The sequence below is a fragment of the Streptomyces sp. NPDC006435 genome, assembly GCF_040612315.1.
GTDB lineage: Bacteria > Actinomycetota > Actinomycetes > Streptomycetales > Streptomycetaceae > Streptomyces.
In genome coordinates, this window is sequence record NZ_JBEXPY010000053.1 from 24,965 (window position 1) to 49,846 (window position 24,882).

Genomic DNA, 24,882 nt, shown 5'->3' on the forward strand with positions numbered 1-24,882 from the left:
GCGAGTGGGAAGAACGAGTGAAGGGACGAGAAGGGGCAATGGCAGGGAAAGAGGGGCGATCGGTGGAGCGGGAGCGGTCCGGCGAGGAGAGCGAGCCCGTCGGCGGCCGGGGAGAGGCCGTGGACGCACCGTCCGAGCCGTCGTCCCGCACGTCGACGGAGAGCGGCACCGACACGACGACCGGCGGCGGGGCACGGACGCCGATCGTTTCGGAGTCCGGCCCGGAGGAGCCCGACGAGCCCGACGAGCCCGCTGAGAAAACCGCGGCGGTGGTGCACGCGGTCGGGGTCTCCATCGGCAGGAACACGTCCGATTCCGAGCAGCCGGACGGCGACGACGCGGCGGCGGCGGCGGTGACAGCGGCGCAGGAGGAGGCTCCGGCGCCCCGGAAGGCCGCCCGCCCGAGCACCGCCTCCGTGGCCGTGGGCGCCCCCGCCACCTCGTCGGACACCGCGAAGGCGGAAAGCGGACCCGAGGCGGAGGCGGCGACTCCCTCCGCCTCCACCTCCACCGAACCGGCCACCACAAGCGCATCCGCCACCGCCGAGCAGACCGCCATGGCCGCCTCCACCGCGACCGCTTCTGCTTCCGCGTCCGCTTCCACAGCAGCCTCGTCCGTTCCCCCCGCTGAGGGCTCGGCGGAAACGGGAGACGCACCGGAACGCCCCGGCCGCATCTCGCGCCCCATGGTGGTCGCGGCCGCCTTCGCCGGTGCGCTGCTCCTGGCGACCCCCTTCATCGTGGCGGGGGCGCAGCAGGACGAGCCCGACAGGAAGACCAAGGAAGCCGCGGCGGCGTGGAAGGACGACGGCAGCTCCGGCGGCTACGTCCCGGGCACCGACCCCGACCGCGCCCAGGGCAAGGGGCCGACCGGGTCCAAGGACCGGGAGGGCGCGGCCCGGCACGGCAAGGGCCCGGCCGGTGACGTACGGACGGACACGGGGACCGGCGGGAAGCCCGTGAACGACAGCACCGACACGAAGGCCGACGGCGCGAAGGACACCGGGAACACCAAGTCCACCGGGGGCGGGACCGACCGGACCTCGAACAGCGGCACCGGCGGCAGCTCCTCCGGCGACAAGGATTCGGGCACCTCCGCCAAGGCCCCCTCGACCGGCACGGCACCCAAGTCGACCACCACCGTGGTGTACAGCGGCGTGTCCGGACCGGAGTGCGACACCCAGCGCTTCCAGCAGTACGGCTACTACACCGACGGCAAGGAGGGCTGGGCCACACACTCCGGCGGGTACGGCGGTTCCGGCTGCGACGGGAAGTACCTCTCCATGCCGATGTCCGGCAGTTCCTCCAAGGACTCGGGCGGCTCGGCGACCTGGCTGTTCGACCTGCCCTCCACCGCCAAGAAGTGCAGCGTCTCCGTCCACGTCCCGGGCAGTTCCAACATCGTCCAGGTGGGCGGGAACCCGAGCTACTACACCGTCTACGACCGCTTCCTGCCCCGGACCAGCAACCTGGTCGGCTCCTTCACCATCCGCCAGACGGAGCGCCGCGGCACCTGGTACAACGTGCCGGGCACCTTCCCCGTGGAGGCCATGAAGCTCTCCGTGCGGTTGCACGACCGGGGCGAGGACGACCACTACGAACACCACGCGATATCTGCGGTGAAGGCCACCTGCACCGGCTGACGCCCCCTCCGCCCCGGTCCCGCACCCCGTGCGGGACCGGCGGCACGAAGAACCCGGCGCGAAAACCCCGGCACGCCCCCCTGGCGGGACAGCCCCGGCACGACCCCCCGGCGGGACGGCCCCGGCAGGACGGAACAACTCTTCTCAGCAGTACGGCGGCTGGTTGGTCAGGGACGCCGCCACTCGCATCCACACTCCGAACAGCCTGTAGAGGCCGGGCAGAGCGCCCTGTGCCCGGACGGTCCGGGTGTCCACCAAGGTGACTCCCGGAATTCCCAGGAGCGTCGAGGCCACCGAGGCCGACTGCCAGCGGACTTCGAGGGTGGACGGGGTCGCAGCAACGGCTGAACCCTTCGGGGGCATGGGCGAAACCTTCGGAAGTGCGGCAAGACCGGAAGCGACCGCACTCTCGATCGCCGCACGTGCTTCTTCCGTCGGGCGCAGATCTGCCGCGAATCTGTCCCGCGCGTACTTCACGGCCACGGTCGTCACCGAGGCGTCCCACTCCGCCATCTCCGTACAGGCACTGTCGTCACCGGTGAGGACCGTCACCGGCACACCCATGGCTGCCGCGGTGGCGTGGGCCAGGCCGATCTCGCCCACGGGCCGTCCGTCCAGCCAGATGTCTTCGATCTCGTGCCCCATGAAGCTGTGGCTCAGCACTCCGAGCGCACCGGCCCGCGCGTGGTAGCCGACGCAGATCACGGCGTCGTGTTCGGGAACGAGGCCTTCGAGCATGCCCATCTGTTTGGGCCTGCCGCGGATGAGGCGTGCCGCCGGATGCAGCGCCTCGGGCAGGAGGTTGCGCATCGGGCCGTGCGCGTCGTTGACGGTGATGTCGGTGGCACCGGCCGCGACGGCTCCCCTGACGGCGGCGTTGACGTCCTCCGCCATCATCAGCCGTCCACGCTCGTAGTCCCGGCCGCCGGGCTGGACGTCGTCGGCGTCCACGAGCCCTGTGATGCCTTCCAAGTCCACACTGATGTAGATCCGCACTGTGTCTCCCCAAAGTTCGACCGCCCGGGAAACGCCACCGCTCCGCCTCCGGTTCCTTCGGCGGCTCACGACCGTCCGGTTTCGGCCCGGACCGGTACACGCCCCGTCCGGGTCCTCGAACCGGAACGAGCCACCCTTCTTCGTCGCGCGGGGGCCGGGACCGGCTTCCCACCGTGCGCGGGGTCGTCGGGCGTCCAGGCGAAGTGCACACGTGCTCGAACAGGGCCGGAGGAGTGATCACCGTTCGCGTACATCGGCTAAGGTCCGGTACTCCGACCGAAGACACAAGTCCCACAAGACGGAGTCAGCATGGAACTGCGCCTGTTCGTGTTCCACCACGCGGGTGGTTCCCATCTGCTCTACCGCGACTGGCCCGGTCGTCTCCCGGCCGACTGGGAGGTACGGCTCGTCGACGCCCCCGGGCACGGTCTGCTGGCGGACCGGCCCGCCATCGGGGACGCCCATCGGCTCGTGGACCACTTCCTCACCGAACTGGATGCCGAACTCACCGGCCCCTACGCCCTGTTCGGCCACAGCATGGGTGGCCTCGTCGCCTACGAACTCACCCGCAGGATCCTCGCCGAGGGCCGTACCCCGCCGGTCTGGCTGGGGCTGTCGGCACGCGGGACGCCGCGCCCCGAGGGTGAGGGAACCCGTCGGTACCTGCTCGACGACGCCGGGCTGCGCCGGGAGCTGGCCGCGATGGGCGGCACACCCGCCGTGGTCCTGGAGGACCAGGAGATGTGGGAGCTGTTCAGTCCGGCCATCCGGGGTGACCTGCGACTGGTGGAGACCTGGCGGCCCACCCCCGACCCCGTGCCCCTGCCCGTGCCGCTGTCCGTCTTCGGCGGGATCGACGACACGGTGGCGCCGCCCGCCCGGATGTCCGGCTGGGCCGACCGGGCGGAGCACTTCCTCGGCCTGCACCTGTTCGAGGGCGGGCACTTCTACTTCCAGCCCGACCCCACCGCGCTGACCGGGCGGATCGCCGAGGACGCCCGGCGTGCGCTCGCCCTCGCCGCGTCCGCCCCCGAGATGCCGTGATGTCCGTGCTCGAACTCGCCCCGCCGTCCGCGGCACCGGCGCCCCCGGCCGCCGCGGACGGCAGCGAGGTCGAGTTCCGGCTGCTGGGGCCGGTGGAGGTGCGCGATCCGCTGACGGGTACGAGCATCGTCCCGCCGGGCTCCAAGCAACGCGCCCTGCTCTCCGCGTTCGTCGTCCACGCCGGACAGCTCCTGCCCGGCGACCGGCTGACCGCCGAACTCTGGGGCGACCGTCCCCCGGCGAACGCCGCGAACGCCCTGCAGGCCCATGTCGCCCGGTTGCGGCGGCTGCTCCCGGCCCCCGGCAGCCGCCCGGACGGTGGCGGTGCGACCGGCGGCAACGCGGTCGACAGCGGGCGGGAATGGATCAGTACCCTGCCGGCCGGCTACCTGCTGCACCTGGGCCCGGCCACCACCGACGTCCAGCGTTTCCACCGCCTGTCCGCGGAGGGCCGGGCGATGCTCGCCTCCGACCCCGGCCGCGCCGCCGAACTGCTGCGCCGCGCCCTGGCCGTGTGGCGCGGCCCCGCCCTCCAGGACAGCGGGCACGGACGGATCTGCGCCACCGAGGCCGACCGGCTGGAGGAGAACCGGCTCACCACCCTGGAGACGCTGTACGAGGCGAACCTGCGCTGCGCCCGGCACGGCGAGATCACCGGCGAGCTGGAGAAACTGACGGCCGATCACCCGCTGCGGGAACGCTTCTACGACCTGCTGATGCTCGCCCTGTACCGCGGTGGCCGCCAGGCCGAGGCGCTGGGCGTGTACGAGCGGGCGCGCCGTCGGCTGAGGGACGCGCTCGGCATCGAGCCGGGTCCGGCGCTGCGCGGCCGGATGGAGGCGATCCTCAACCACGCGCCCGCCCTGTCCGCCCCGGCCCCGTCGGACGCCCCGGTGACTGTCGGGGCGGCCCCCGACCCCGGGGACGAACTGGCCCGGCTGCGGCGGCGCGTCGACGAACTGGGCCGGGAGCAGGAGGCGTTGTCCCGCCGCATCGACGCCCTGACCGCCCGGCTCTGACCCGACCGGGTCGGCACCGATCCGAGTGGCCCGGATCGGTTCGGTTCGGATCGGTTCGAATCAGCTCGCCTCGTCACGCGCGATGATCCGCCCGGCCGGGGAGGCGGCTGGAACTCCGCCCTCCGCGTTCCCCGGGCCGGAGTGGTGAGACGATCTCCTCCACCACGTCGGCGGGAATCGGCCGGGGTGGCCGGCGGAAAGACTGTGGGGGACCGCGTGAGTACAGGGGGCGGGGCGCTCGGGGCGCCCGGCAGCCGTATCGGCTCGTACACCATCGAACGCAAGCTCGGCGAGGGCGGGATGGGGAGCGTGTACCTCGCCCGGTCCCGCGGCGGGCGGGCCGTCGCCGTGAAGGTGGCCAGGTCCGAGCTGGCCGCCGATCCCGTCTTCCGCGAGCGGTTCCTCGCCGAGGTCGCCGCGGCGCGCGCCGTCGGCGGCTTCCACACCGCGCCCGTCGTCGATGCCGATCCGGACGCCCCGACGCCCTGGCTCGCCACCGCGTACGTCCCCGGGCCCACGCTCGCGGAGTTCCTCCGTGTGCGGGGCCCCATGGACGAAAGGGCGTTGCGGGCACTCGGTGCCGGTCTGGCCGAGGCGCTGGAGGCCATCCACCGGTGCGGGCTCGTCCACCGCGACCTGAAACCCGGCAACATCATCATGGCCGACGACGGTCCCCGGGTGCTCGACTTCGGCATCGCGCGGGCGGTCGAGTCCACCCGCCTGACGGCGACGGGCCATGCCTTCGGCACACCGGGTTTCCTCGCCCCCGAACAGGCGACGGGCGACGAAGTCACCGGTGCGGCGGACGTGTTCGCGCTCGGTGCGGTCCTTGTCGCGGCGGCGGGCGGCAGCCCGTTCGGCGGCGGGACGCCCATGGGGATGATGTATCGCACGGTGCACGAACCCGCGAATCTCGACGCCGTGCCCGACGGCGTGCGGCATGTGGCGGCGGCCTGCCTGGCGAAGGAGCCGGAACGGCGCCCGACGACCGACCGGCTCCTGGACTGGTTCGAGGCGCCCGCGGAACGGACGGAGGGAGGCGAGGGGCCCGGCACCGACCCGCGCCGGCTGCTGGCATCGGACCCGACACCCCCGCCGACCCCTGTCCGGGGGCCGGACCCGGCTCCGGCTCCGGCCCCCGTTTCCCAACCGCTGCCGACTCCGACCCCGGATCCGGTCCCGGTGGCGCAGGCCGCCACGTACGTACCGACGCGGTTGGACATGCCGCCGAGGCCCGCCCACGCCCCGCACGTCTCCGCCCCGCACACCCCCGCCTCCGAGGAGGAGGAGGTGTTCATCGCCGCGGATTCCGACTCCAGCATCCTGGTGGACGCCGACGGCGTGATGTTCACCCTGTACCGGACCGGCGCCCCGGACCGGGGCGCGAAGGACGAGGACCCCGAACAGCCGGACGTGGAGGCCGAGTTCGCCTGGTCCGAGATCGCCGACGTCACCGGTCGCACCGTCCGCCGCACCCGGCTGCTCGTCACCCTCGCGCTGCACGACGGTTCGTCGTACTCCTGCGAGATCAACGCCCGCCGCGCCACCCACCTCCACACCTGGCACCAGGGCCTGGCCGGAGCCCTGCGGCGGTATCTGCGCCGCTGAGGCGGGCCGGCCGACCGGAGGGGCGGCGGCCCCCGGTCGGCCGCGGCCCCGCTCAGGCGGGGACGGGCTCCGGGTCGGCGCCGTCGAAGGGTGGATAGTTCTCGCCGCCCATGCGCTCGGCCACGTCGATGTAGCCGGCAAGGGCCTCACGGGACCGGGCGAGGCTTTCCATCCGGTCGTCCAGCTGCCGCAGCCGTGACCGCATCGCGGCCAGCAGCTCGGGACATCCGGCCAGCTCCGGGGCCTCCCCTACCGCGCAGGGCAGCAGGTACGCGATGTCCTCGGAGGACAGACCGGCGCCGAGCAGGTGCCGGATCTGTTTCACCCGCAGCACGGCGCTCTCGTCGTACTCCCGGTATCCGTTCGTGCCGCGATCCGCCTCCAGCAGATCCTGGGCCTCGTAGTAGCGCAACTGATGGGCGTTGACGCCCGTCCGACGGCTCAGTTCCCCGATCCTCATCGAAACCTCGCTTGACCTTCATACCGGTATCAACGTTGACGATGCTGCCATGAACAACACAACCACTGCGCCCGTGACGGTCATCGGACTCGGGCTGATGGGTCAGGCGCTCGCCGGCGCGTTCCTGAAAGCCGGCCACCCCACAACCGTGTGGAACCGTACGGCCGCCAAGGCCGACCGACTGGTCTCCGAGGGCGCGCAGTTGGCGCCCACCGTCGGTGCCGCGCTCAAGGCTTCCCCCCTGACGGTCGTCTGCCTCACCGACTACACGGCCGTGCACGAACTGCTCGGCGCGGACGATGTCGTGCCGGCCGGTACGACGCTGGTCAACCTGACCTCCGGCGACTCGGCCGGTGCCCGGGAGGCGGCCCGGTGGGCCGACCGGATCGGCGCCCGCTACCTGGACGGCGCCATCATGGCGGTCCCGCCGGTGATCGGGACCGCCGAGGCGGTGATCCTGCACAGCGGGCCGCAGGAGGACTTCGAGGCGCACCGGTCGACGCTCGAAGCGCTCGGCACCGTCACCCACCTCGGTGCGGACCACGGACTGGCGGCCCTGTACGACGTGGCGGGGCTGGCCATGATGTGGAGCGTCCTGAACGCCTGGCTCCAGGGCACCGCCCTGCTCCGCACGGCCGGTGTCGACGCCGCGACGTACGCGCCGTTCGCCCAGCGGATCGCCACCGGCGTGGCCGAATGGCTGCCCGGGTACGCCGAGCAGATCGACAGCGGCTCCTTCCCCGCCGAGGTGTCGGCCCTGGAGACCGACGCACGGGCGATGGAGCACTTGATCGAGGAGAGCAGGGCGCTGGGTGTCAACGCCGAACTTCCCGAACTGTTCAAGGCGATGGCCGACCGGGCGATCGCCGCGGGGCACGGTGGGGAGCAATACCCCGTGCTGATCGAGGAGTTCGGCAAACCCCGCGAGAACGACTGACCGGTCCCGACGACGGCCCCCGACCGCGCTCGACGAGGACCGGGCCCCGCGAGGGCCGAACCCGGCGAAGGCCCGGCCCGGCAGGAGCCGTACCGGCGAAGGCCGTCACCGGAGAAGGGCCGTCGTGCGACCGCGAGGTGACGCGGTTGCACGGCGGCCCTCGTCGGACGCGTTCTAACGGCCCCAGCGCAGCAGGGTGGTTCCGAGGGTCATTCCGCCGCCGAATCCCGCCAGCAGCACCAGGTCGTCGTCGACCGGCCCGTCCGTGCGGCGGGCGTGGTCGAGTGCCAGCGGGATCGAGGCGGCCCCGGTGTTCCCGTGCCGTTCCACCGGGAGGTGGACCCGTGCCGAGGTCAGCCCGAGCCCGGCGGCCACGCTCCGCAGCATCTCGCCGTTGGCCTGGTGCGGTACGAAGTGGTCGATCTCGTCGGCCGTGACCCGGAAGGCGTCGAGGGTGCCCGCGACGGCGTCCGGCAGCTCCCGTTCCACGAAGGCCCGCACGTCCCTCCCCTGCATCCGGAAGAAGTGGTCGCCGCGGGCGACGGTCTTCTCCGACGCGGGTTTCCTGCTGCCGCCCGCGGTGACGCCGATCAGGCCGTGCAGATGGCCGTCGGTGCGCATGCCCGTGCCCAGGAGGCCGCGGCCCCCGGACACCGGACCGAGCACCACGGCGCCCGCCCCGTCCCCGAACAGCGGCGCGGTCCTGCGGTCCTCGGGGTCGATGATGCGCGAGTAGACCTCGCTGCCGACGACGAGTCCCAGGCGCTGCCGCCCGTCGGTCCCGGGCCCGGCCAGCAGCCGGGAGCAGGTGTGCAGCGCGGCGATGAATCCGGCGCACACGGCGTTCACGTCGAAGGCCGCCGCCCGGCGCGCGCCGATCCGGTGCTGCACGAACGCGGCCGTGGCCGGCTGCGGATGGTCGGGGGTGGAGGTCGCGACGACGATCCAGGCGAGATCCTCCGGGCCGGCCCCGGCATCGGCCAGGGCCCGTACGGCGGCCTCGGTGGCGAGGTCCGACGCGGCCTCGTGGTCCGCCGCGTAGCGCCGCTCGCGGATGCCGGTCTTGCGCTCGATCCATTCGGCGGTGACCCCGGCCCGGGCGGCGACCGTCTCATTGGTGACGATCCCTTCGGGCAGGTACGAGCCGGTGCCGAGGATGCCGGTGCCGCCCGGGGCGGGCGAGTACACGGTCATGCCGCCACCGGGGTCCGGGCCAGCCGCTCCCGGACCGTGCGGAGCACCTCCTCCTGCTCGTCGACGAGGAAGAAGTGCCCACCGGGCAGCACCCGCAGGCCGAAGCCCGAGCTGGTGTGGTTCACCCACGCCTGTACGTTCTCGATGCGCGCCTTGGGGTCGTGGTCGCCGGTGAACGCGGTGACGGGGCAGTCCAGGGCCGGGCCCGGACGGTAGCGGTAGCCGCGCACCGCCCGGTAGTCGGCGCGCAGCGCGGGCAGGATCATGCGCAGCGTCTCCTCGTCGTCGAGCAGCGCGCCCCCCGTACCGTCCAGCTTCCGGATCTCGGCGACGACCTCCTCGTCGGTGTCCGGGTACCACGCGTCCGCGCGGTCCAGCGAGGGGGCGCTGCGGCCGGAGACGAACAGTTCGGCGGGGCCGTTGCCCGCGGCTTCCATCCGGCGGGCCACCTCGAAGCCGACGACGGCGCCCATGCTGTGCCCGAACAGCGCGTACGGCCGGTCCGTCCACGGGCCGAGCGCCTCGGCGATCCGGTCGGCGAGCGACTCCAGGTCGGTGGTGGCCGGCTCGGTGCGGCGGTCCTGCCGGCCGGGGTACTGGACGGCCAGGACCTCCACCTGCGGCGAGAGCTCCCGCGCCACCGGGAAGTAGAAGCTGGCCGAACCGCCGGCGTGCGGCAGGCAGACCAGGCGCACGGGTGCGTCGGGGGCGGGCCGGTAGTTCCTGAACCAGGGGCTGTCGCCGGGAATTCCCGTCATGAGTTCTCCTAGCCGATCCGAGTGGGGCCTGCGCACAGGATGGCTGCGCGCCCCGCTCCCGGTCCTCCCCTAATCGCCCCCTATGACCGGGCGCGCGCCTTCTGGGGGCGGACAGGGGTGCCCCGTGGGCGGTGCGGTGTCCCACGCTGGACGGACACCTGTGACAGACATCTGTGACAGGCACCTGTGGCGGACGTCCGGAACGGGCATCCGGGACCGGACACCGTGACGGACGTCTGCCGGCAGACACCCGTGACGGACACGGTGGCCCGCTCCGCTCTCCTCGGCTCTCAAGAGAATCAGGGAATTCACGTGGACGAGATCATCAGTGCTCTTCTCTCCGAGGACGCGACGCCGCAGGACTTCGCGGGTCTGCGGCTCCCGGAGAGCTATCGAGGTGCCGTTGTCCGCAAGGAGGACACCGGCATGTTCGAGGGAATGGCCTCCGCGGACAAGGACCCGCGCAAGTCGCTGCACCTCCAGGACGTACCGACCCCCGAGCCCGGTCCGGGCGAGGCCCTGGTCGCCGTCATGTCGAGCGCCATCAACTACAACACCGTGTGGTCGTCGATCTTCGAGCCGCTGCCGACCTTCGGTTTTCTGGAGCGGTACGCCAGGCGGTTCCCCGGCGCCGCCCGCCACGACCAGCCGTACCACGTCCTCGGTTCCGACCTGGCGGGCGTCGTCCTGCGCACCGGTCCCGGGGTGAACCGGTGGCGGTCCGGCGACCGGGTCGTCGCGCACTGCCTGTCGGTGGAGCTGGAGTCGGCGGACGGGCACAACGACACGATGCTCGACCCGGAGCAGCGCATCTGGGGCTTCGAGACCAACTTCGGCGGCCTGGCACAGCTCGCGCTGGTGAAGTCGAACCAGCTGATGCCCAAGCCCGAGCACCTGAGCTGGGAGGAGGCCGCCTCCCCCGGCCTGGTGAACTCGACCGCGTACCGCCAGCTGGTGTCCCGCAACGGCGCGGGGATGAAGCAGGGCGACAACGTGCTGATCTGGGGCGCCAGCGGCGGACTCGGTTCGTACGCGACGCAGCTGGCGCTGGCCGGCGGCGCCAACCCGATCTGTGTGGTCTCCAGCGAACGGAAGGCGGAGATCTGCCGGAGGATGGGCGCCGAGGCGATCATCGACCGCAGCGCCGAGGGCTACCGGTTCTGGAAGGACGAGCAGACCCAGGACCCGCGCGAGTGGAAGCGCTTCGGCAAGCGCATCCGCGAACTGACCGGCGGCGAGGACGTGGACATCGTCTTCGAGCACCCGGGCCGCGAGACCTTCGGCGCTTCGGTGTACGTGGCCCGCAAGGGCGGCACGATCGTCACCTGCGCCTCCACGTCGGGGTTCCGGCACGAGTACGACAACCGCTACCTGTGGATGTCGCTGAAGAGGATCGTCGGCTCGCACTTCGCCAACTACCGCGAGGCGTGGGAGGCCAACCGCCTGGTCGCCAAGGGGAAGATCCACCCGACCCTGTCGAAGGTCCACTCCCTGGAGGAGACCGGCCAGGCCGCGTACGAGGTGCACCGCAACCTCCACCAGGGCAAGGTCGGCGTGCTGGCCCTGGCCCCGCGCGAGGGGCTCGGCGTCCGGGACGAGGAAATGCGCGAGAAGCACATCGACGCCATCAACCGGTTCCGGGAAGAGGAGGCGCGGACCTCATGACTGCGCGACAGAGCGACACCACACCCGCGACGGGCACCACCGCAGCCGCGACGGGCACCGCCACCGCCGCACCCGCGGCAAGCACCGCCACCGCCGCACCCGCGGCAAGCACCGCCACCGCCGCACCCGCGGCGAGCACCGTCGCCCCCGCACCCGTGACGGGCATCGTCGGCCTGGGCCCGACGGGCGAGGCGCTCCTGCACCTGCTGCACGACGCGGGCCACACCGTCGTCGCCGTGGACACCGACCTGGACGTCCTGGCACGCGTGGCCGGGCGGCTCAAGGCCACCGTCGCCGCCGGGGACGGCCCCGACCGCCCCGACGTCGCCTTCACCGCCGACCACACCGCGCTGGGCGCGGCCGGTCTGGTCGTCGAGGCGGTCCAGGAGGACCTCGCCGCCAAGACCGAAGCACTCGGCAGGATCACTGCGGTCTGCCCGCCCGGCACCCCGGTGCTGACCACCACGGCGACGCTGCCGGTCACCCGTCTGGCCATCGCCACCGGCCGGCCGGCCGACGTGGCGGGGCTGCGCCTGTTCACCCCGCCCGTCCCCGGCGGTCCCGTCGAACCGGTGCGGACGGCCCTGACCTCCCCGGAGACCGCTGCCGCCATGGACGCGCTGGTTGCCTCGGCCGGTCTCACCCCGGTCGCGGTCGGCGCCCGGCCCGCCGCCGACGCCACCGCCCTGGTGCTCGGGTTCCTCAACCGTGCCGTGATCCTCTTCGACGAGGGCTACGCCACCCAGCACGACATCGACACCGCCATGCGGCTGGGCTGCGGACTGCCGGCCGGTCCGCTGGAGACGCTCGACCGCATCGGTCTCGGCACCGCCCACGCCGCGCTGACGGAGCTGTGGCGGCGCACCGGCGACAGCACCTTCGAGCCCGCCCCGCTGCTCAGCCGGATGGTGGCGGCCGGGCGCCTGGGCCGTACCACCGGCGAGGGTTTCCACACGTACGACGAGACCGGTGCCGTGCTCGGCCGGCCGGCCGACGGCACCGGCGAACCGGACGGTGCGCCGGTGCGCCGGGTGGGCGTGCTCGGCTCCGGCGCGATGGCGCGCGGCATCGCCGAGGTCACGGCCACGGCGGGGTACCCCACGGTCCTGGTGGCCCGCGACCCGGAGAAGGCGCAGCGGGCGCTGGACGCCGTCGCCGACTCCCTGACCCGGGGCGTACGGCGGGGCAGGGTCACCGTCGAGGCCAAGGCGTCGGCCGGTGAACTCCTCACCGGCGCCCACGACATGACGGCGCTGGCCGACTGCGACCTGGTCATCGAGGCGGTCGCCGAGGACCTCGACGTCAAGCGTGCGATGTTCGCGGCGCTCGGCGGGGTCTGTGCTCCCGGCACGGTACTGGCCACCACCACGTCCAGCCTCTCGGTCGCCGCGTGCGCCGAGGCGTCCGGCCGCCCGGCCGATGTCGTGGGCGTCCACTTCTTCAACCCGGCCCCCGTGATGAAGCTGGTGGAGCTGGCGCACACGGACACGGTGGCCCCGGAAACCCTGGCGACGGCGCACGCCTTCTGCCGCACCCTCGGCAAGACGACGGTGACGTGTCCGGACCGCACCGGCTTCATCGTCAACAGCCTGCTGTTCCCCTACCTCGGCGCGGCCCTCGCCCTGCTGGAGCGGCACGACGCGGACATCGAGGAGACCGACCACGCGATCCGGTCCGGATTCGGTTACCCCATGGGCCCGTTCGCGCTCCTGGACACCATCGGCCTCGACGTCTCGCTCGCCATCCAGAACCGGCTGTACGAGTGCTTCCGCACCCCCGAGTACGAACCGGCCGCAGCCCTGGACGAGTTGGTGGCCGCGGGCCTGCTCGGCCGCAAGAACGGCCGCGGTCTGCGCACCACGGGCGCCCGACGCTGACGGACCCCGCCGGTGCCTTTCCCATGATGAACCGTCACGGGAAAGGCACCGCACCGCTCCTGCGCGCCTGTGTAGGCTCCTGATCCGCCCGATCGGGGAAAGAGGGGGCCGAACCCATGGCTGAACCGCGGCGTGTACCGATGTCCGGGCAGGTGTGGGGTCTGGCGGCACCGGATTCCGGTGGGCCCGTCTTCATCACCGGTTACGACGGCAAGGACCTGTCCACCACGGTGCTCACCGCCGTGGACGTGGACGGGGAGGTCCTGTGGCGCCGCAGGTTCGACGGACACCCGGGCCCGCCGCGCGTGGGTCCGGACGGATCTGTGTGGGTCGCCCGTCGCGGGCCGGAGGGTGTCGTGCTGACCGAGCTGGACGCCACCGGCTCGACTCTGCGTTCGGTCGTCCCCGACCACGAACCCCACGAACACCTCGGCGCGTTCGTGGTGCTGCCCGACGGCGTGTGCGCGTCCTGGCTGCCCGCCGGGCGGGGCCGTGTCGTCCCGGCCGGCCGCCATCCGCGGGTCGCACGTCACGACGGGGACGGCTCGGTGCGATGGTCGACACCGGCCGTGCTCGACCGGTTGTCGTTTCCGGGCTGCATCGAGATCAGTGCGGAGACGGGTTGGGAGACACGGCCCTCGAAGCCGTGGACTCCGCGGACGGTGGAGGCGCACCACTGGGAACCGTTGCTGGTCTCGGGTCACCGCGTCGCCGCGACGTTCGCCGACGGCGGCAGCGGCATATCCGTCACGTTCTTCCTGGACACCGCCACCGGTCGGCCCGTCGCCGCGAGCCGCCCCGGGCCCGGCCACCACAAGGCGATCGTCGCACCCGGCGAGTTCCTGATCGGCTCCCAGGGCTACGGCGCGTTCAGAACCGCCCACCACGACTCCTCCGGCGCCGTGGTACGGGAGTGGCCGACGCACACGATGCCGCTGGTCAACCGGCATGGCGCCATCAGCGGACCCGAGTCCGAGAACGTCCTGCCGTCCCGTTCGCGCTTCGTCCGCCTCGACCCCGACGGCACGGTGCGGCACGGCCCCGAACTCTCCGGCTACTACACCGCCTACCCGGCCCTGGACGACGAGGGCACCGCGGTGTTCTGGCGGGACGGCCGGCTGCTCGCCGTCGACGCCGGATCGCGGATGCGGGAGCTGTTCGCCCCGGAGGGCGAGGAGCGCGCCGTGATGAGCAGGATCATGCTGCTCGACCGGGGACGGGTGCTCTTCGCCCTCCACGACGAACTCCTCGTCCTGCGGCGGACGGGCCTCGGCCCCCTGGACAGCGGTGTCTGGCCGTGCGCGGACGGCGGCCTTCACGGGAACCCGGTGACACACCAGTAGTACGGAGGAACCGATCCGGGTACGGACAGGGCTCGGCGCGGACGGGGCCCGGTGCGAGCGGGGCTCAGTGCGAGCGGGCCGCCACCAGGTGTGCCAGGTCCCCGCGCGACTTCACGCACAACTTGCGGTAGACCCGGGTCAGATGCTGCTCCACCGTGCTGGTGGTGACGTACAGCCGGGCCGCGATGGCCCGGTTGGTGCAGCCGTCGGCGGCCAGTACCGCGACCCGGCGTTCGGCCTCGGTCAGTCCGGCGATCGGGTCCCCGTTCCCGGCGTCCTCCCCGCGCAGCGCCCGCAGGGCATCGGCCGCCGGGGTGTCCCAGTCGACGGCGCCCCGCAGTTCCGGTCGCCATCCGGACAGTACGTCCCGGCAGGCGTGGAAGTCGCCGAGTGCGGCCTTCGGCCGTCCGACGGCCAGCTGGTGATGGCCCCTGGCCAGCAGGTAGTGCAGCCCGGCCCGGGTGCGGAACATCGCGGCGGGCACCGGGACGCGCAGCCACCGCACGGCCTCCTCGTGCGCGCCCCGGCGCGTCGCCGCCAGCACGGCGGCGGACAGCGGCATGCCGATGGCCACGCCCCACGCGCCCGGAGACATCAGCGACAGCGCCCGATCCGCGTACCCGGACGCGATGTCGTGCGCACCGGTGCGGCCGTGCACCACGGCCGCCGCAGCGGCGGCCACCGCCCGACGGGCCGTGGTGGCCCCCGTCCGGTCCCCGTCGGCCGTCAGCCCGCACCACCGGGCGGCCCGCCCGGTCTCCCCCGTGTGCAGGAGCGCCGACAGGACGGCGGCCACGGGCGCCGGTGGCGCGTGGTCGTAGACGATCGACGCCAGCACCCGCTCGGCGGCCTCGTCCCGGAGTCCGGCCATGTCGTCGGCGTCCCGCGAGGAGGACCCGTCCCCACGGTCGTCGAACGGGGAGTACGGGGAGTACGGGGAAGCCTCTTGCCTGCGGTCGTCGAGCGGGGAGTACGGGGACGGATCGGCGCCGTCGGCACTGCGGGCGCCGTCGGCGCCGTACGAGTACGGTCCGACGCCCGTACCCGGGTAGACGTACGCCAACGCCGCGGCCGGTCCGTCCATCCCACCGGTTCCGCCCGCTCCACCGGTTCCGCCGGACCCGTCCGCGCCATCCGCGCCGCCGGGGCGCGGGGCCCCGGCCAGGGCCCGTGCCACCTCGGCGGGGCGTCCGTGCCACAGCAGCAGCCCCATCGCTCCCGCCGTGTCCTCGGCCGTCTGCCGCCGGGTGCCGGCGAGGGTCCGTCCGAGGGCGGGCAGATGCCGGATCACCGCCGCGGGGTCGGCTTCCCACTCGGCGCGGGCCAGCATCGTCAGCAGCCCGGCCGCCTCGTGGCCACCGGCCCGGTGGGCGGTGCGCAGGAACTCCGCGGCCTGCCGCGCCCCGCCGGAACTCATCGCGTGCCGGGCCGCCTCGGCGAGCAGGGGCACGGCCCACGCCGGGCCGGGTCCGCCACCGGCGGTGTCCGCGGCGACCAGGTGGCGGGCGACCGAGGCCGGTTCGGCACCGTTCTCGTACAGCATCCGGCCCGCCGTGGTGTGCAGCCGGTTGGACTCCCGGGCGGACAGTTCCTCCAGTACGGCCGCCCGCACTCCTTCGTGGCGCAGCCGTCCGCCGTCCAGCAGTCCGATCGCGTCGAGTTCGGCCAGGCAGGGGCCGACCGCGCGCTCGGGGAGCTCCAGCAGCCGGGCGAGCAGGGTGAGCGTCGCCGCGTCGGCGAGCACGGCCAGGGCCCGCGCGGCCGAGACCGCCGGATCACCGGCGCCCCGCAGACAGCCGGTGACGGCCCGCCGGAACGCCGTACCCGCCACCGGACGGGACGGCCGCACCGGCTCGCAGTCCCGGTGGTCGTCGAGCAGCCCGCACAGCAGTCGCGGGTTCCCGCCGGTGAACCGGTGCCAGTCGGGGGCCAGCCGCCGTGCCGTCGGCAGGTCCGCCGCACCGCCCGGGGACGCGGCCAGGAACGCGGCGACGCCGTCCTCGTCGAGGGGGGCGAGCGGTACGGGCGTGCAGCGGGGGTGCCTCAGCAGTTCGGCCAGCGGCAGGGGCAGCGGGGGCCGGGAGCGCGGCCGCGGCGGGCCGCTCATCACCAGCAAGACCCGGTTCGCGGCGAGCCTCCCGCACACGTACAGCAGGCACCGGGCGGAGACCTCGTCCATGTGGTGCGCGTCGTCGACGAGGACCACCACGGGGGCGGTCACGGCGAGTTCCCGCAGGGCCTCGTGGAGCACCGCAGGGTCGTCGCCGGGATTCCCGGGCACGATCGGCCGGGCGGGGGAACGGGGCGTCGGGGGCTCCGGCCGGTGGCGTCCGGCGTCCCGGCCCGCGCCGCTGAGCAGTTGCCCCACCACGCCGAACGGCAGGTCCGTCTCGGCCGGTGAGGCGGACGCGTCCAGCACCAGCGCGCCCGAGTCCCCGGCCCGCTCGGCGAAGGCCCGCAGCAGCGCGCTCTTGCCGGTGCCGGGACTGCCGGTGACGAGCACCGCACCGCCCCCGCCCCGCCGGGCGGCCGTCAGATGCCGCTCGATCAGGTCGAGTTGTGCGTCCCGCCGGACCAGCCGCACCGGCACCCCCCACGTCGTCAGGCCACCCGGATGGCCGCCGTCCTCTCCTGGGAAGTCTGCACAGGAACGTGGAAGCCTCGCTGGTACCAGACCAGAGCCCCGCTCGAGCCGTTCGTGCGCACCTCGACCGGGCTGCCCAGCAGCAGGTCGTGATCGCCCGCGGGCACGACGTCCGCCAGGGTGCAGCGCAGCAGCACGGATGCGTCCGGCAGGTACGGCAGGCCGCTGCCGGGCCACGTCTCGAACTCCCCGCCCGCGAACCGGTCCGCACCGGTGGTCGCGAAGCGCCGGGCCAGTGCGCCGTGCCGGCCGCCGAGCACGTTGACGACGAACTCCCCCTGTTCGAGGAGGGGTCGGTGGCAGCTCGAACCGCGTGTGACGCCGACCAGGACGAGCGGCGGGTCGAGCGAGACGGAGGTGACCGAGCTGGCGGTGAACCCCCGCGGGCGGCCGTCGCCGTCGACGGTGGTGATGACGGTGACGGGTGCGGCGAGCAGCGCCATCGCGTCCCGGAATTCCTGGGCACCTGTCGCGGCGGCCCGCGGCGGTGTGTACGGCACGGTCACAGAAGGGGCTCCCTCGGTCGACGGCCGGCCCGCGCGCGGGTACGACGCGTCGCGGCCGGCCCGCGCTGTCTCGTACGGGCCGGTGACCGGCCCGTACGTGGGCGCACCCATCGTCGGCCGGTCCGCCCGTCGCCCGGAACCCCGAAGGCCCCCCTGTCCTCGCCCCCTACGAAACGCCCCTCCTGCGGAACGGCTCCCTGCCGGACAGTTCCCTGTGGAGCGGCTCCCCTGTGGGGCTGCTTCTACGCAGCCATGGCGACCGGCTCCGGCAGTGCCAGCAGCCGGGGCGCCCCCCGGTCCCACGGAAACCCGTGGTGCAGGTGGAAGACGGGCGGGACGTCCGTGTCGGCCGCCACGGCCACGGCCGCCAGGACGTCGGGCACGGGTTCCAGCTCCAGGAACCGCCACGGCAGCGCGGACTCGGTCTCGGGCGGACGGAAGCCCAGTACCCCCCGGTCCTCGGCCAGTGTGAAGGCGAAGCTGTCGAAGGGCAGCCCGAGCCCCAGCCCGCGCGCCTTGGAGTACGCCTCCTTCAGCGTCCACAGCCGCAGCACCCGGCGGTCCCGGGGGCGGCCCGCCGCCGCCTGCGCCACCCACTGCTGCTCCTCGGGCGCGAAGGTCTCCACAATGGCGTCGAACCCCTGGTCGCCCCGGTCGAGCCGCTCCACGTCCACCCCGATGCGGTGCCGCCGGACCACGCCGAGGAAGTTGTGGCCGTGTGCGTGGGAGAGGTTGAAGTCCAGCTCCCGGCCGCCGCGCGGCAGCCCCTCCACGGGTTTCTGCAGGAACGGCCGTCCTCGCGAGGAACGCCAGATCACGGCCTCCGCCTCGGGCACGCCGCTCTCCAGTGCCAGCACCCGCCGTACGAGCGTGTGGGCGACGAGGTACTGGCGCCGGTCGCGCTCGAACAGGAACCGGCTCGCGATCTCCTGTTCGTGCTCGTCCAGCCAGTGCGTGGCCAGGGTCGCAGCGATCCCCGGCGTGAGCTCGTCATTGGGGCAGAACCACAGTTTGACGGGTTCGGACCGGGCCGGCGCGAACCTGTCGACGGGACGCTCCACCACCGAGAGGCCGGTCATCCGGACGCCCCCTTCTCCTCCGTGCCCTCCTGGTCCCCCAGCCACAAGGAACGGCGCAGGAAAGCCGAGGGCGGCAGCGGTACCAGGGTCCTGCCCGTCTCAGGTCCGGCGTCCGGCCCGGACTCCAGCGCGGCCCAGTCGATGTCGAGCCCGGACAGCCACAGGCGCGTCAGCTGCTCGACCCGACCGGCCCGCCACAGCGCGCCGAGGTAGTCGCCGGTCTCCGGCACGTCGCCCAGGCCCAGCGGGTCGGTCCCGCCGGTACGCAGATCCGCGTACCGCACCCCACCTGCACCGATGCCGACACCTGCACCTGCACCTGCACCGCGCGTGCCGGATGCCCCATCGGCTCCGCCGGCGGCCATCCCGGAACGGACGAACTCCCGCAATGAGTCGACCAGTTGGGGCAGGTCACGGGCGAGCAGCGCGATCCGGCAGGCCCTCGCCCCACGGCCGACGCGCAGGGCGTGGGCCACATCGACGAGCGCCACCCGTTCGTCCCCGGTGGTGGTGTCACCGCTCCTGCCGTTGTCCGAGGCGAGCCAGTCGGCCAGCCTGGTCGCCGTGGCGGCGAGATGGCCGGGAGTGGGGGCGGAGAGCAGGATCAGCTCGTCGCGTCCGGCACCGTCCCTCCCCTTGTCCTCACCGGTCGCGTCAGTCCCATCAACACTGGTGACCCCATCGGTCATACCGGTCCCGTCGGCGCGACCGGCCTCGCTCCGCCCGTTCCCGGATCCGTCCCCCGGGCTCCGGGCCGGTACGAACTCCTCCAGGACGGCGTACGCGTCGAACGGCCCGGTCGCGCCGGTCACCTCGGCGACGGCCGTGCGGGGCAGCTCGTGTCCCTGTGCGTCGCGGGGCCTCGGCCACGGCGTGGCCGTGTCCTCGCCCCGTGCGGGGGCGAGGACTCCGTACCGCAGTTGGAGCACGGCGGCGGTCAGCGCGGCGAGGCCGGTGACGGCCCCGGCGTCGCCCACCCGGCGGGCGGTCGTCCCCCTCGTCTCGCGCAGCCCGGTCGGGCCGGTCCAGGAACCGGTGCCCGCCGAGGTGGAACGCACGACGGCGTGCACGTGGTCGCCGTCGGACAGCGCACGGGCCAGCGGCTTGAGCACCACGGCGCCCACGCCCTCCCCCGCGCCCTGCCGGCCGCGCGAGGGATGCAGCAGCAGTTCGACCCCACCGGCCACCGCCGCCGCGCACTCCCCGCGCCGCAGTGCGCCGACGGCGAGGTGCACCGCGACGAGGGCGGAGGACTCCGCGGTGTCGACGGCCTGCGCCGGTCCGCTCAACCCCAGCAGGCCGGAGAGCCGGCCCGCCACGCTCCAGTGCCCGCTGTCGGGCATCTCCCGCCCGCCGCGCGCCCATGCCTCGGCGGCCACCAGCGAGTAGTCGGCGGCACTGACCCCGACGAACACCCCGAGGCCGCGCGGCGCACCGCCCGGACCGGTCAGGGCGTCGAGCCGGGTGCCGGTGCAGCCGGCGTCCTCCAGCGCCTCCCAGACTGTTTCGAGGAAGAGTCGCTCCTGGGGGTCGATCAGCCTGGCCCGCCGGTCGGTCAGTCCGAAGAAGTCCGCGTCGAAATCGGCGGCCCCGTCCAGGAAGTGTCCGCACTGTCCCGCGCCCAGCGGTGACGCACCGGGGCGGCCGAGCGGCGCGCCCGACGAGGTGCCCCGTCCTTCACGCAGGTTCTGCCAGTAGGCACGCAGGTCGGGGGCGAGCGGATAACGACCGGCGATCCCGACGACGGCGAACCGGTCCTCGACGTCCGCCATGGCCTCATCGGTCCGGCGGACCTGCGGCAGGCCCTGCGGGAGGGCCGCCGACGGATCCGCCGGAGAAACCGGTACCGGCACGGACCCCGGTACCGGCGTCTGCGCCCGCGGCCGTACCTGACCGGGCACCTGCGAGGGCACCCGGTCGTGGGCCTCCGGCGTCACCGCGTCCGGGGCCTCCGACGTCACCGGGCTCGTGGTCCCGGACGTCACCGGGCCCGCGGTCCCGAGCGTCACCGGCCCCGTGGTCCCCGGAGCCGTCGTGTCCGGGGCCGTCGACAGGACCGGCTCCGGAGCGGGGCCGGGTACGGCCTTCAGCCCGGCCAGCAGTCGCACGGCCCGGCCCCGTTCCAGGGTTCCGGCCTTGAAGCGGGTGAGTATTTCTCGTTCGTCCATTGCCTTCCGCCCGTTCACGCCCGCCTGGGCAGCAGAGTCAGCGCCTCGTCGACGGAGAGCCGGTCGTCGCGCACCGCGTCGAGCAGCGCCCGCAGCCCCGGGTCCTCGGTCTCCGTGACCGGCTCCGCCGCCGGTGCGGGTGCCGGCCCGGCCGTCGGCGCCGGTGCGGCCGTCGCCGTCCCGGTGGTGGCGAGGGCGATGTGCGCGGCCATCGCGGCGAGGCTGGGGTGCTCGTAGAGCGCGACCGGCCGCTCCTCCATGCCGTACGTGCCGTTGATGACCGCCATGAACTGGGCGCCGATGATGGAGTCCACGCCGAGGAGGTTGAACGCGGCCGTGGGGTCGATGTCCCACGGGTCGCAGCACAGGATGCGGGCGAGTTCCTCGCGCAGGTGGTCGAGGATCTCCCGCGCCCCGAACGTCGAGGACGTGGCCGCGGGCAGCGGACCGCCGGACGGCGGGACGGGCACGGACACGGTTTCCGGAACCGGAACGACCGGCGTCGGCATCCCGACACCCCCCACCGGCACGACGGGCGCCGGTCCCCGGCCCTGGACCGCGGCCGTGCTCCGGGCACCGGACGTCGGCACGGCCCCCGTCGCGGAACCCCGTGTCCCCAGCTCACCCACCACGTGCCGGGTGAAGGCCAGCGGAGTCGGATGGTCGAGCAGGGCGGCCGCCCTGACGGCCGTTCCGTACCGGGCGTTCACCGTGGCGACGAACTCCACGGTCAGCAGCGAGTCGAGGCCCAGCGAACGGAACGTCTGCTCGGGGTCGATCTTCTCCGGCTTCAGCCGCAGTACGTCGGCGAGGATCACCACGACCTCGGTCACCACGGCCTCGGTCATCGCGTCGGGCGGCGGTGCGATGACATCCGCCCTGAGGGAATTCTGACGTTCATGGGGCATGGATGGGCTCCAAAGTGTCCGTCCCGGCTGGCCGACGAAGGAAGTATCGAAGGCGCGTCCGACCGGCGGCTATCGCCGTCCGTGCTGAAATGTGCGGCCGCGGGCTGGTCCCCGGGAGGGAGCGCTCCCCCGCGACTACTCCGTACGAGCGAGCCGTGTCGTCGTGCACGGCGTCCCGGCGCCGCTCAGGCGGCCCGGTCCCCGACCGGACTCCCGGCGGGAAGCACCGGCTCTCCGTTCACGCCGCCGACCGGCACGGGGGCACCCGTCGCGGACACGGGGGCGTGGGCAGCGGCAGCGGCAGCGGCCACCGGCCGGTGGGCGTCCGCGCGGGGAACCTGCGCATGGGCAACCTGCGTGTGGGGGCTTTCGACGACGACCTGCGGCCGGGGGGTCCCCGCGACGGCCGGCGGGTGGGTGCGGTAGCGCGCCGCGTCACCGGGCGGTACGAGCGCCGACAGCAACGGCTTCCACAACGCCGCGACCCGGTCGCCGAGTTGCGGGTACGGCATGCCGGTGCCGGCCAGTACCCCGATGCCGCACACCGTCGCGGACAGCAGCGCCTCGGGCCCGTCCACCGCCTCGCGGTCCTGCAGCGCGCCCTCCTGCCGGGCCTGGCCGAGGAGCCGCAGCACCTCGGTGATCCACGCCTGGTGGAAGTCGGTGACGGGCGGCTGCCGCCCAGTGCACTCGTTGGTGATCCGGAAGCTGGCCCGGATGACCGGGTCGTCGTGGAACGTCCGCGCCAGCCAGTGCGTCATGTCGATGAGCACCTGCACCGGCGGTACGCCCGCCTCCCAGTGCTCCCGGATGAAGTCCTGCAGCATGTCGCGGCCCCGCTCCTGCACCGCGTCGGCGAGTCCGTCCTTGGAGGCGAAGTGGAAGTACAGCGCCCCCTTCGTCATCCCGGCGGCTCCGGCGATCTGTCCCAGCGTCGCGTTGGCGTAGCCGTTCCGGTTGAACATCTCCGCGCCCGCGCGAACCAGCCTCTGGCGGGTCCGCTGCGATCTGGCCTGCATCTTCGTCCCCCTCCCCTCAGCCGACCCGGCTGAGGCGCTCGCGACCACCGCCGGCGGCGGCCGGGTCGAGGGCGGACTCCGGGCCGGACATCAGGATCGACCGCTGCAACCGCCGCAGCCCGGCGGACGGCTCGAACCCCAACTCCCGTACCAGGACGGAGCGCAGTCGCTGGTAGACGTCGAGCGCCTCGCTGCGGCGCCCGGAGCGGTGCAGCGCCAGCATGAACTGGCCGTGCAGATTCTCGTGCGTGCGGTAGCGGCTGACCAGCATGGTCAGCTCGCCCAGCAGTTCCCGGTGCCGGCCCAGCCGCAGATCGGCCTCGATGCGCTGATCGAGCGCGCAGAGCCGGGTCTCGTCCAGCCGCCGGGTCTCCATCTCCAGCTGCATCCCGGTCTGCACGTCGGCCAGCGCGGCGCCGGTCCACAGCGCGAGCGCGTCGCCCAACTGCCGTGCCGCGCCCGGGAAGTCACCGGCGTCCATCGCCCGGTACCCCAGCCCCGCCAGCCGCTCGAACTCACGGACGTCGCTGGTGCCGCCCGAGGTGTTGAGCAGATAGCCACCGGGGGTGGTGACGAGCACGTCCTTGGCGGAACGGGGCCCGGCACCCTCCGGGTCCTCCCGCAGCGCGACCGCGATCAGGTCCCGCAGCTGCAGCACGTACGTCTGCAGAGTCGTGCGGGCGCTGCGCGGCGGCCGGTCGCCCCAGAGCTCCTCGATCAGCGTGGCCACGGGCACGACCCGATCGGCGTGCAGAGCCAGCAGGGCCAGGACCTGCCGCGGCTTCGGCGCCGTCGGCGTCACCGAGAGCCCGTTCTCACGGACGGCCAACGCGCCCAGTACATCGATATCCACGCCGTCTCCCCTGTTCGTGCATGAATCATGAGCTCCGAAGTACCTCGAGTAAAAAACAGGACGTACGGTTTGTCAATATCAAACCGAACGTGCTGTTTCTTTTGACTCCCCCTTGGCATTCAAAAAACCCTCTGACCTGGCATTTCAATGAGACGGCAGAAAAAACAACCCCTCCGCGCCCGGCGGGCGAGGAGGGGTGTCGGGTGATGATCATCCACGATGAACCATCAAAACAGCATGATCAGTCTGTTGGCTGCGCGGGCCGTACGACCCGATGGCCGGATGCCTCCACCGAGGGCGGACCCACCGGCACCGGCTGTTCCCGTCCGCCCACCAGGCCGGGCAGCACCAGCTCCCAGAACCCGTCGATCGTCTCCTCGGACAGCCACGCCTTGTCCTCGGCACCGAGGACCTCGAAGCCCACGGTCGCCGCCATGATGGCGGGCAGGGCATCGCCCGGCGACACCCCTTCGGCCAGTTCGTCCTCCTCCTCGGCGCGCCGCAGCATGCTCTCGACCCACTGCTGCCACTCGCTCCTCAGAAGGGACTCCTCCTCCCCCCGGGCCGGGTCGCCGCCCAGTTCGAAACCGGCCCGGAGGACGATGTCGTCGCCCAGTCGGCCCATCAGCTCGCGCGTGGTGCCCATGAGCGTCCGCAGACCTCCTCCCCCGCCGTCGAGCGCCTTTCCGATGATGTCGCGCACGACCTGCACCGCTTCTTCCTCCACGGCCCTGGCCAGCGACTTCTTGCTCTCGAAGTGGAAGTGCAACGCGCCGTTGCTCACCCCGGCCCCGCGGCTGATCGCGGTGAGCGAGGCGGGCGCGAAGCCCTCCCGCGCGAACACTTCGGCGGCTGCACGGATCAACGACTGACGTGTGCGGGCCGCACGGTCCTGCTTGACCATCAAATGTCTCCTGGCTACGGGACCGGCGGCACGACCCCCGATCGGGGCCGGTCCCGCCGCGCCCCGTCGTTCATGACTTACTGGGGCGGGTTGCCGTGTTTACGGGATGGCAGGTCGGCGTGCTTGTTGCGGAGCATGGCGAGCGAGGCGATCAGCACCTGCCGGGTCTCGGCGGGGTCGATGACGTCGTCGACCAGTCCGCGCTCGGCCGCGTAGTACGGGTGCATCAGCTCGGCCTTGTACTCCTTGACCATGCG

Annotated in this window: 21 protein-coding genes; 8 read left to right on the plus strand and 13 right to left on the minus strand. The window is 73.2% G+C overall.

The genetic code is table 11. From position 1 onward, the window contains the following. The first annotated feature begins 38 nt into the window (after window positions 1–38). Entirely contained in the window at window positions 39–1,643 is a 1,605-nt protein-coding gene (locus ABZZ04_RS33665) for a hypothetical protein (RefSeq protein WP_356936020.1), read from the plus strand. A gap of 144 nt (window positions 1,644–1,787) precedes the next feature. Here the strand turns inward: ABZZ04_RS33665 and ABZZ04_RS33670 are convergent, their stop codons facing one another. Beyond that, on the minus strand, window positions 1,788–2,639 hold the full coding sequence (locus ABZZ04_RS33670) for a M55 family metallopeptidase (protein WP_356936021.1): 852 nt from the start codon (window positions 2,637–2,639) through the stop codon (window positions 1,788–1,790). Window positions 2,640–2,948: 309 nt separating this feature from the next. Between ABZZ04_RS33670 and ABZZ04_RS33675 the strand changes: the two genes are divergently transcribed. From ABZZ04_RS33675 to ABZZ04_RS33685, 3 genes are all read left to right on the plus strand, one after another. Next, a complete protein-coding gene (locus ABZZ04_RS33675) occupies window positions 2,949–3,683 on the plus strand; it encodes an alpha/beta fold hydrolase (RefSeq protein ID WP_356936022.1) in 735 nt (244 codons plus the stop codon). After that, window positions 3,683–4,702, plus strand: a complete 1,020-nt coding sequence (locus tag ABZZ04_RS33680; protein WP_356936023.1) for an AfsR/SARP family transcriptional regulator — start codon at window positions 3,683–3,685, stop codon at window positions 4,700–4,702. Before ABZZ04_RS33675 ends, ABZZ04_RS33680 begins: the two co-directional genes overlap by 1 nt. 216 nt (window positions 4,703–4,918) lie before the next feature. Continuing rightward, window positions 4,919–6,310, plus strand: coding sequence for a serine/threonine-protein kinase (locus ABZZ04_RS33685; RefSeq protein ID WP_356936024.1), 1,392 nt, complete (start codon window positions 4,919–4,921; stop codon window positions 6,308–6,310). 52 nt (window positions 6,311–6,362) lie between these two features. Here the strand turns inward: ABZZ04_RS33685 and ABZZ04_RS33690 are convergent, their stop codons facing one another. After that, window positions 6,363–6,770 carry a MerR family transcriptional regulator gene (locus tag ABZZ04_RS33690; RefSeq protein WP_356936025.1) on the minus strand — a complete coding sequence of 136 codons (408 nt, stop codon included), beginning with the start codon at window positions 6,768–6,770 and terminating at the stop codon, window positions 6,363–6,365. Window positions 6,771–6,819: 49 nt separating this feature from the next. Here ABZZ04_RS33690 and ABZZ04_RS33695 point away from each other — a divergent pair, with 49 nt between their 5' ends. Continuing rightward, complete coding sequence (locus tag ABZZ04_RS33695) at window positions 6,820–7,707, plus strand: NAD(P)-binding domain-containing protein (protein ID WP_356936026.1); 888 nt, start codon at window positions 6,820–6,822, stop codon at window positions 7,705–7,707. Window positions 7,708–7,881: 174 nt separating this feature from the next. Here the strand turns inward: ABZZ04_RS33695 and ABZZ04_RS33700 are convergent, their stop codons facing one another. Both ABZZ04_RS33700 and ABZZ04_RS33705 read right to left on the minus strand, forming a co-directional pair. After that, the gene (locus ABZZ04_RS33700) at window positions 7,882–8,901 is read right to left on the minus strand and encodes a beta-ketoacyl-ACP synthase III (protein WP_356936027.1); all 1,020 of its coding nucleotides are present in this window, start codon (window positions 8,899–8,901) and stop codon (window positions 7,882–7,884) included. Then, window positions 8,898–9,659 (minus strand): thioesterase II family protein, encoded by a 762-nt coding sequence (locus ABZZ04_RS33705; protein WP_356936028.1) that lies wholly within the window; start codon window positions 9,657–9,659, stop codon window positions 8,898–8,900. The genes ABZZ04_RS33700 and ABZZ04_RS33705 overlap by 4 nt, the downstream gene beginning before the upstream one ends. A 306-nt stretch (window positions 9,660–9,965) precedes the next feature. Here ABZZ04_RS33705 and ccrA point away from each other — a divergent pair, with 306 nt between their 5' ends. The 3 genes from ccrA to ABZZ04_RS33720 all read left to right on the plus strand — a co-directional run bounded on the left by ccrA (window position 9,966) and on the right by ABZZ04_RS33720 (window position 14,544). Further along, the gene (gene ccrA, locus ABZZ04_RS33710) at window positions 9,966–11,324 is read left to right on the plus strand and encodes a crotonyl-CoA carboxylase/reductase (RefSeq protein ID WP_356936040.1); all 1,359 of its coding nucleotides are present in this window, start codon (window positions 9,966–9,968) and stop codon (window positions 11,322–11,324) included. Continuing rightward, window positions 11,321–13,201: a 3-hydroxyacyl-CoA dehydrogenase family protein gene (locus ABZZ04_RS33715; RefSeq protein ID WP_356936029.1), complete on the plus strand. Its 1,881-nt coding sequence runs from the start codon at window positions 11,321–11,323 to the stop codon at window positions 13,199–13,201. The genes ccrA and ABZZ04_RS33715 overlap by 4 nt, the downstream gene beginning before the upstream one ends. Before the next feature lie 116 nt (window positions 13,202–13,317). Next, window positions 13,318–14,544 (plus strand): hypothetical protein, encoded by a 1,227-nt coding sequence (locus tag ABZZ04_RS33720; protein ID WP_356936030.1) that lies wholly within the window; start codon window positions 13,318–13,320, stop codon window positions 14,542–14,544. A gap of 64 nt (window positions 14,545–14,608) precedes the next feature. Here ABZZ04_RS33720 and ABZZ04_RS33725 read toward each other — a convergent pair whose 3' ends face one another. From ABZZ04_RS33725 to ABZZ04_RS33765, 9 genes are all read right to left on the minus strand, one after another. Next, entirely contained in the window at window positions 14,609–17,134 is a 2,526-nt protein-coding gene (locus ABZZ04_RS33725) for a LuxR family transcriptional regulator (protein WP_356936031.1), read from the minus strand. Between the two features lie 11 nt (window positions 17,135–17,145). Then, window positions 17,146–17,694, minus strand: a complete 549-nt coding sequence (locus ABZZ04_RS33730; protein ID WP_356936032.1) for a flavin reductase family protein — start codon at window positions 17,692–17,694, stop codon at window positions 17,146–17,148. Between the two features lie 242 nt (window positions 17,695–17,936). Continuing rightward, complete coding sequence (locus ABZZ04_RS33735) at window positions 17,937–18,773, minus strand: 4'-phosphopantetheinyl transferase superfamily protein (protein WP_356936033.1); 837 nt, start codon at window positions 18,771–18,773, stop codon at window positions 17,937–17,939. Further along, entirely contained in the window at window positions 18,770–20,941 is a 2,172-nt protein-coding gene (locus ABZZ04_RS33740) for a polyketide synthase (RefSeq protein ID WP_356936034.1), read from the minus strand. The genes ABZZ04_RS33735 and ABZZ04_RS33740 overlap by 4 nt, the downstream gene beginning before the upstream one ends. A 14-nt stretch (window positions 20,942–20,955) precedes the next feature. After that, a complete protein-coding gene (locus tag ABZZ04_RS33745; protein WP_356936035.1) occupies window positions 20,956–21,849 on the minus strand; it encodes a phosphopantetheine-binding protein in 894 nt (297 codons plus the stop codon). 185 nt (window positions 21,850–22,034) lie between these two features. Beyond that, window positions 22,035–22,868, minus strand: coding sequence for a ScbR family autoregulator-binding transcription factor (locus ABZZ04_RS33750; protein WP_356936036.1), 834 nt, complete (start codon window positions 22,866–22,868; stop codon window positions 22,035–22,037). 16 nt (window positions 22,869–22,884) lie between these two features. After that, window positions 22,885–23,721: an AfsR/SARP family transcriptional regulator gene (locus ABZZ04_RS33755; RefSeq protein ID WP_356936037.1), complete on the minus strand. Its 837-nt coding sequence runs from the start codon at window positions 23,719–23,721 to the stop codon at window positions 22,885–22,887. A gap of 241 nt (window positions 23,722–23,962) precedes the next feature. Further along, window positions 23,963–24,625 carry a ScbR family autoregulator-binding transcription factor gene (locus ABZZ04_RS33760; protein WP_356936038.1) on the minus strand — a complete coding sequence of 221 codons (663 nt, stop codon included), beginning with the start codon at window positions 24,623–24,625 and terminating at the stop codon, window positions 23,963–23,965. Window positions 24,626–24,702: 77 nt separating this feature from the next. Further along, window positions 24,703–24,882, minus strand: a 180-nt coding sequence (locus ABZZ04_RS33765) for a carboxyl transferase domain-containing protein (protein ID WP_356936039.1), incomplete at its 5' end; no start/stop codon positions are given.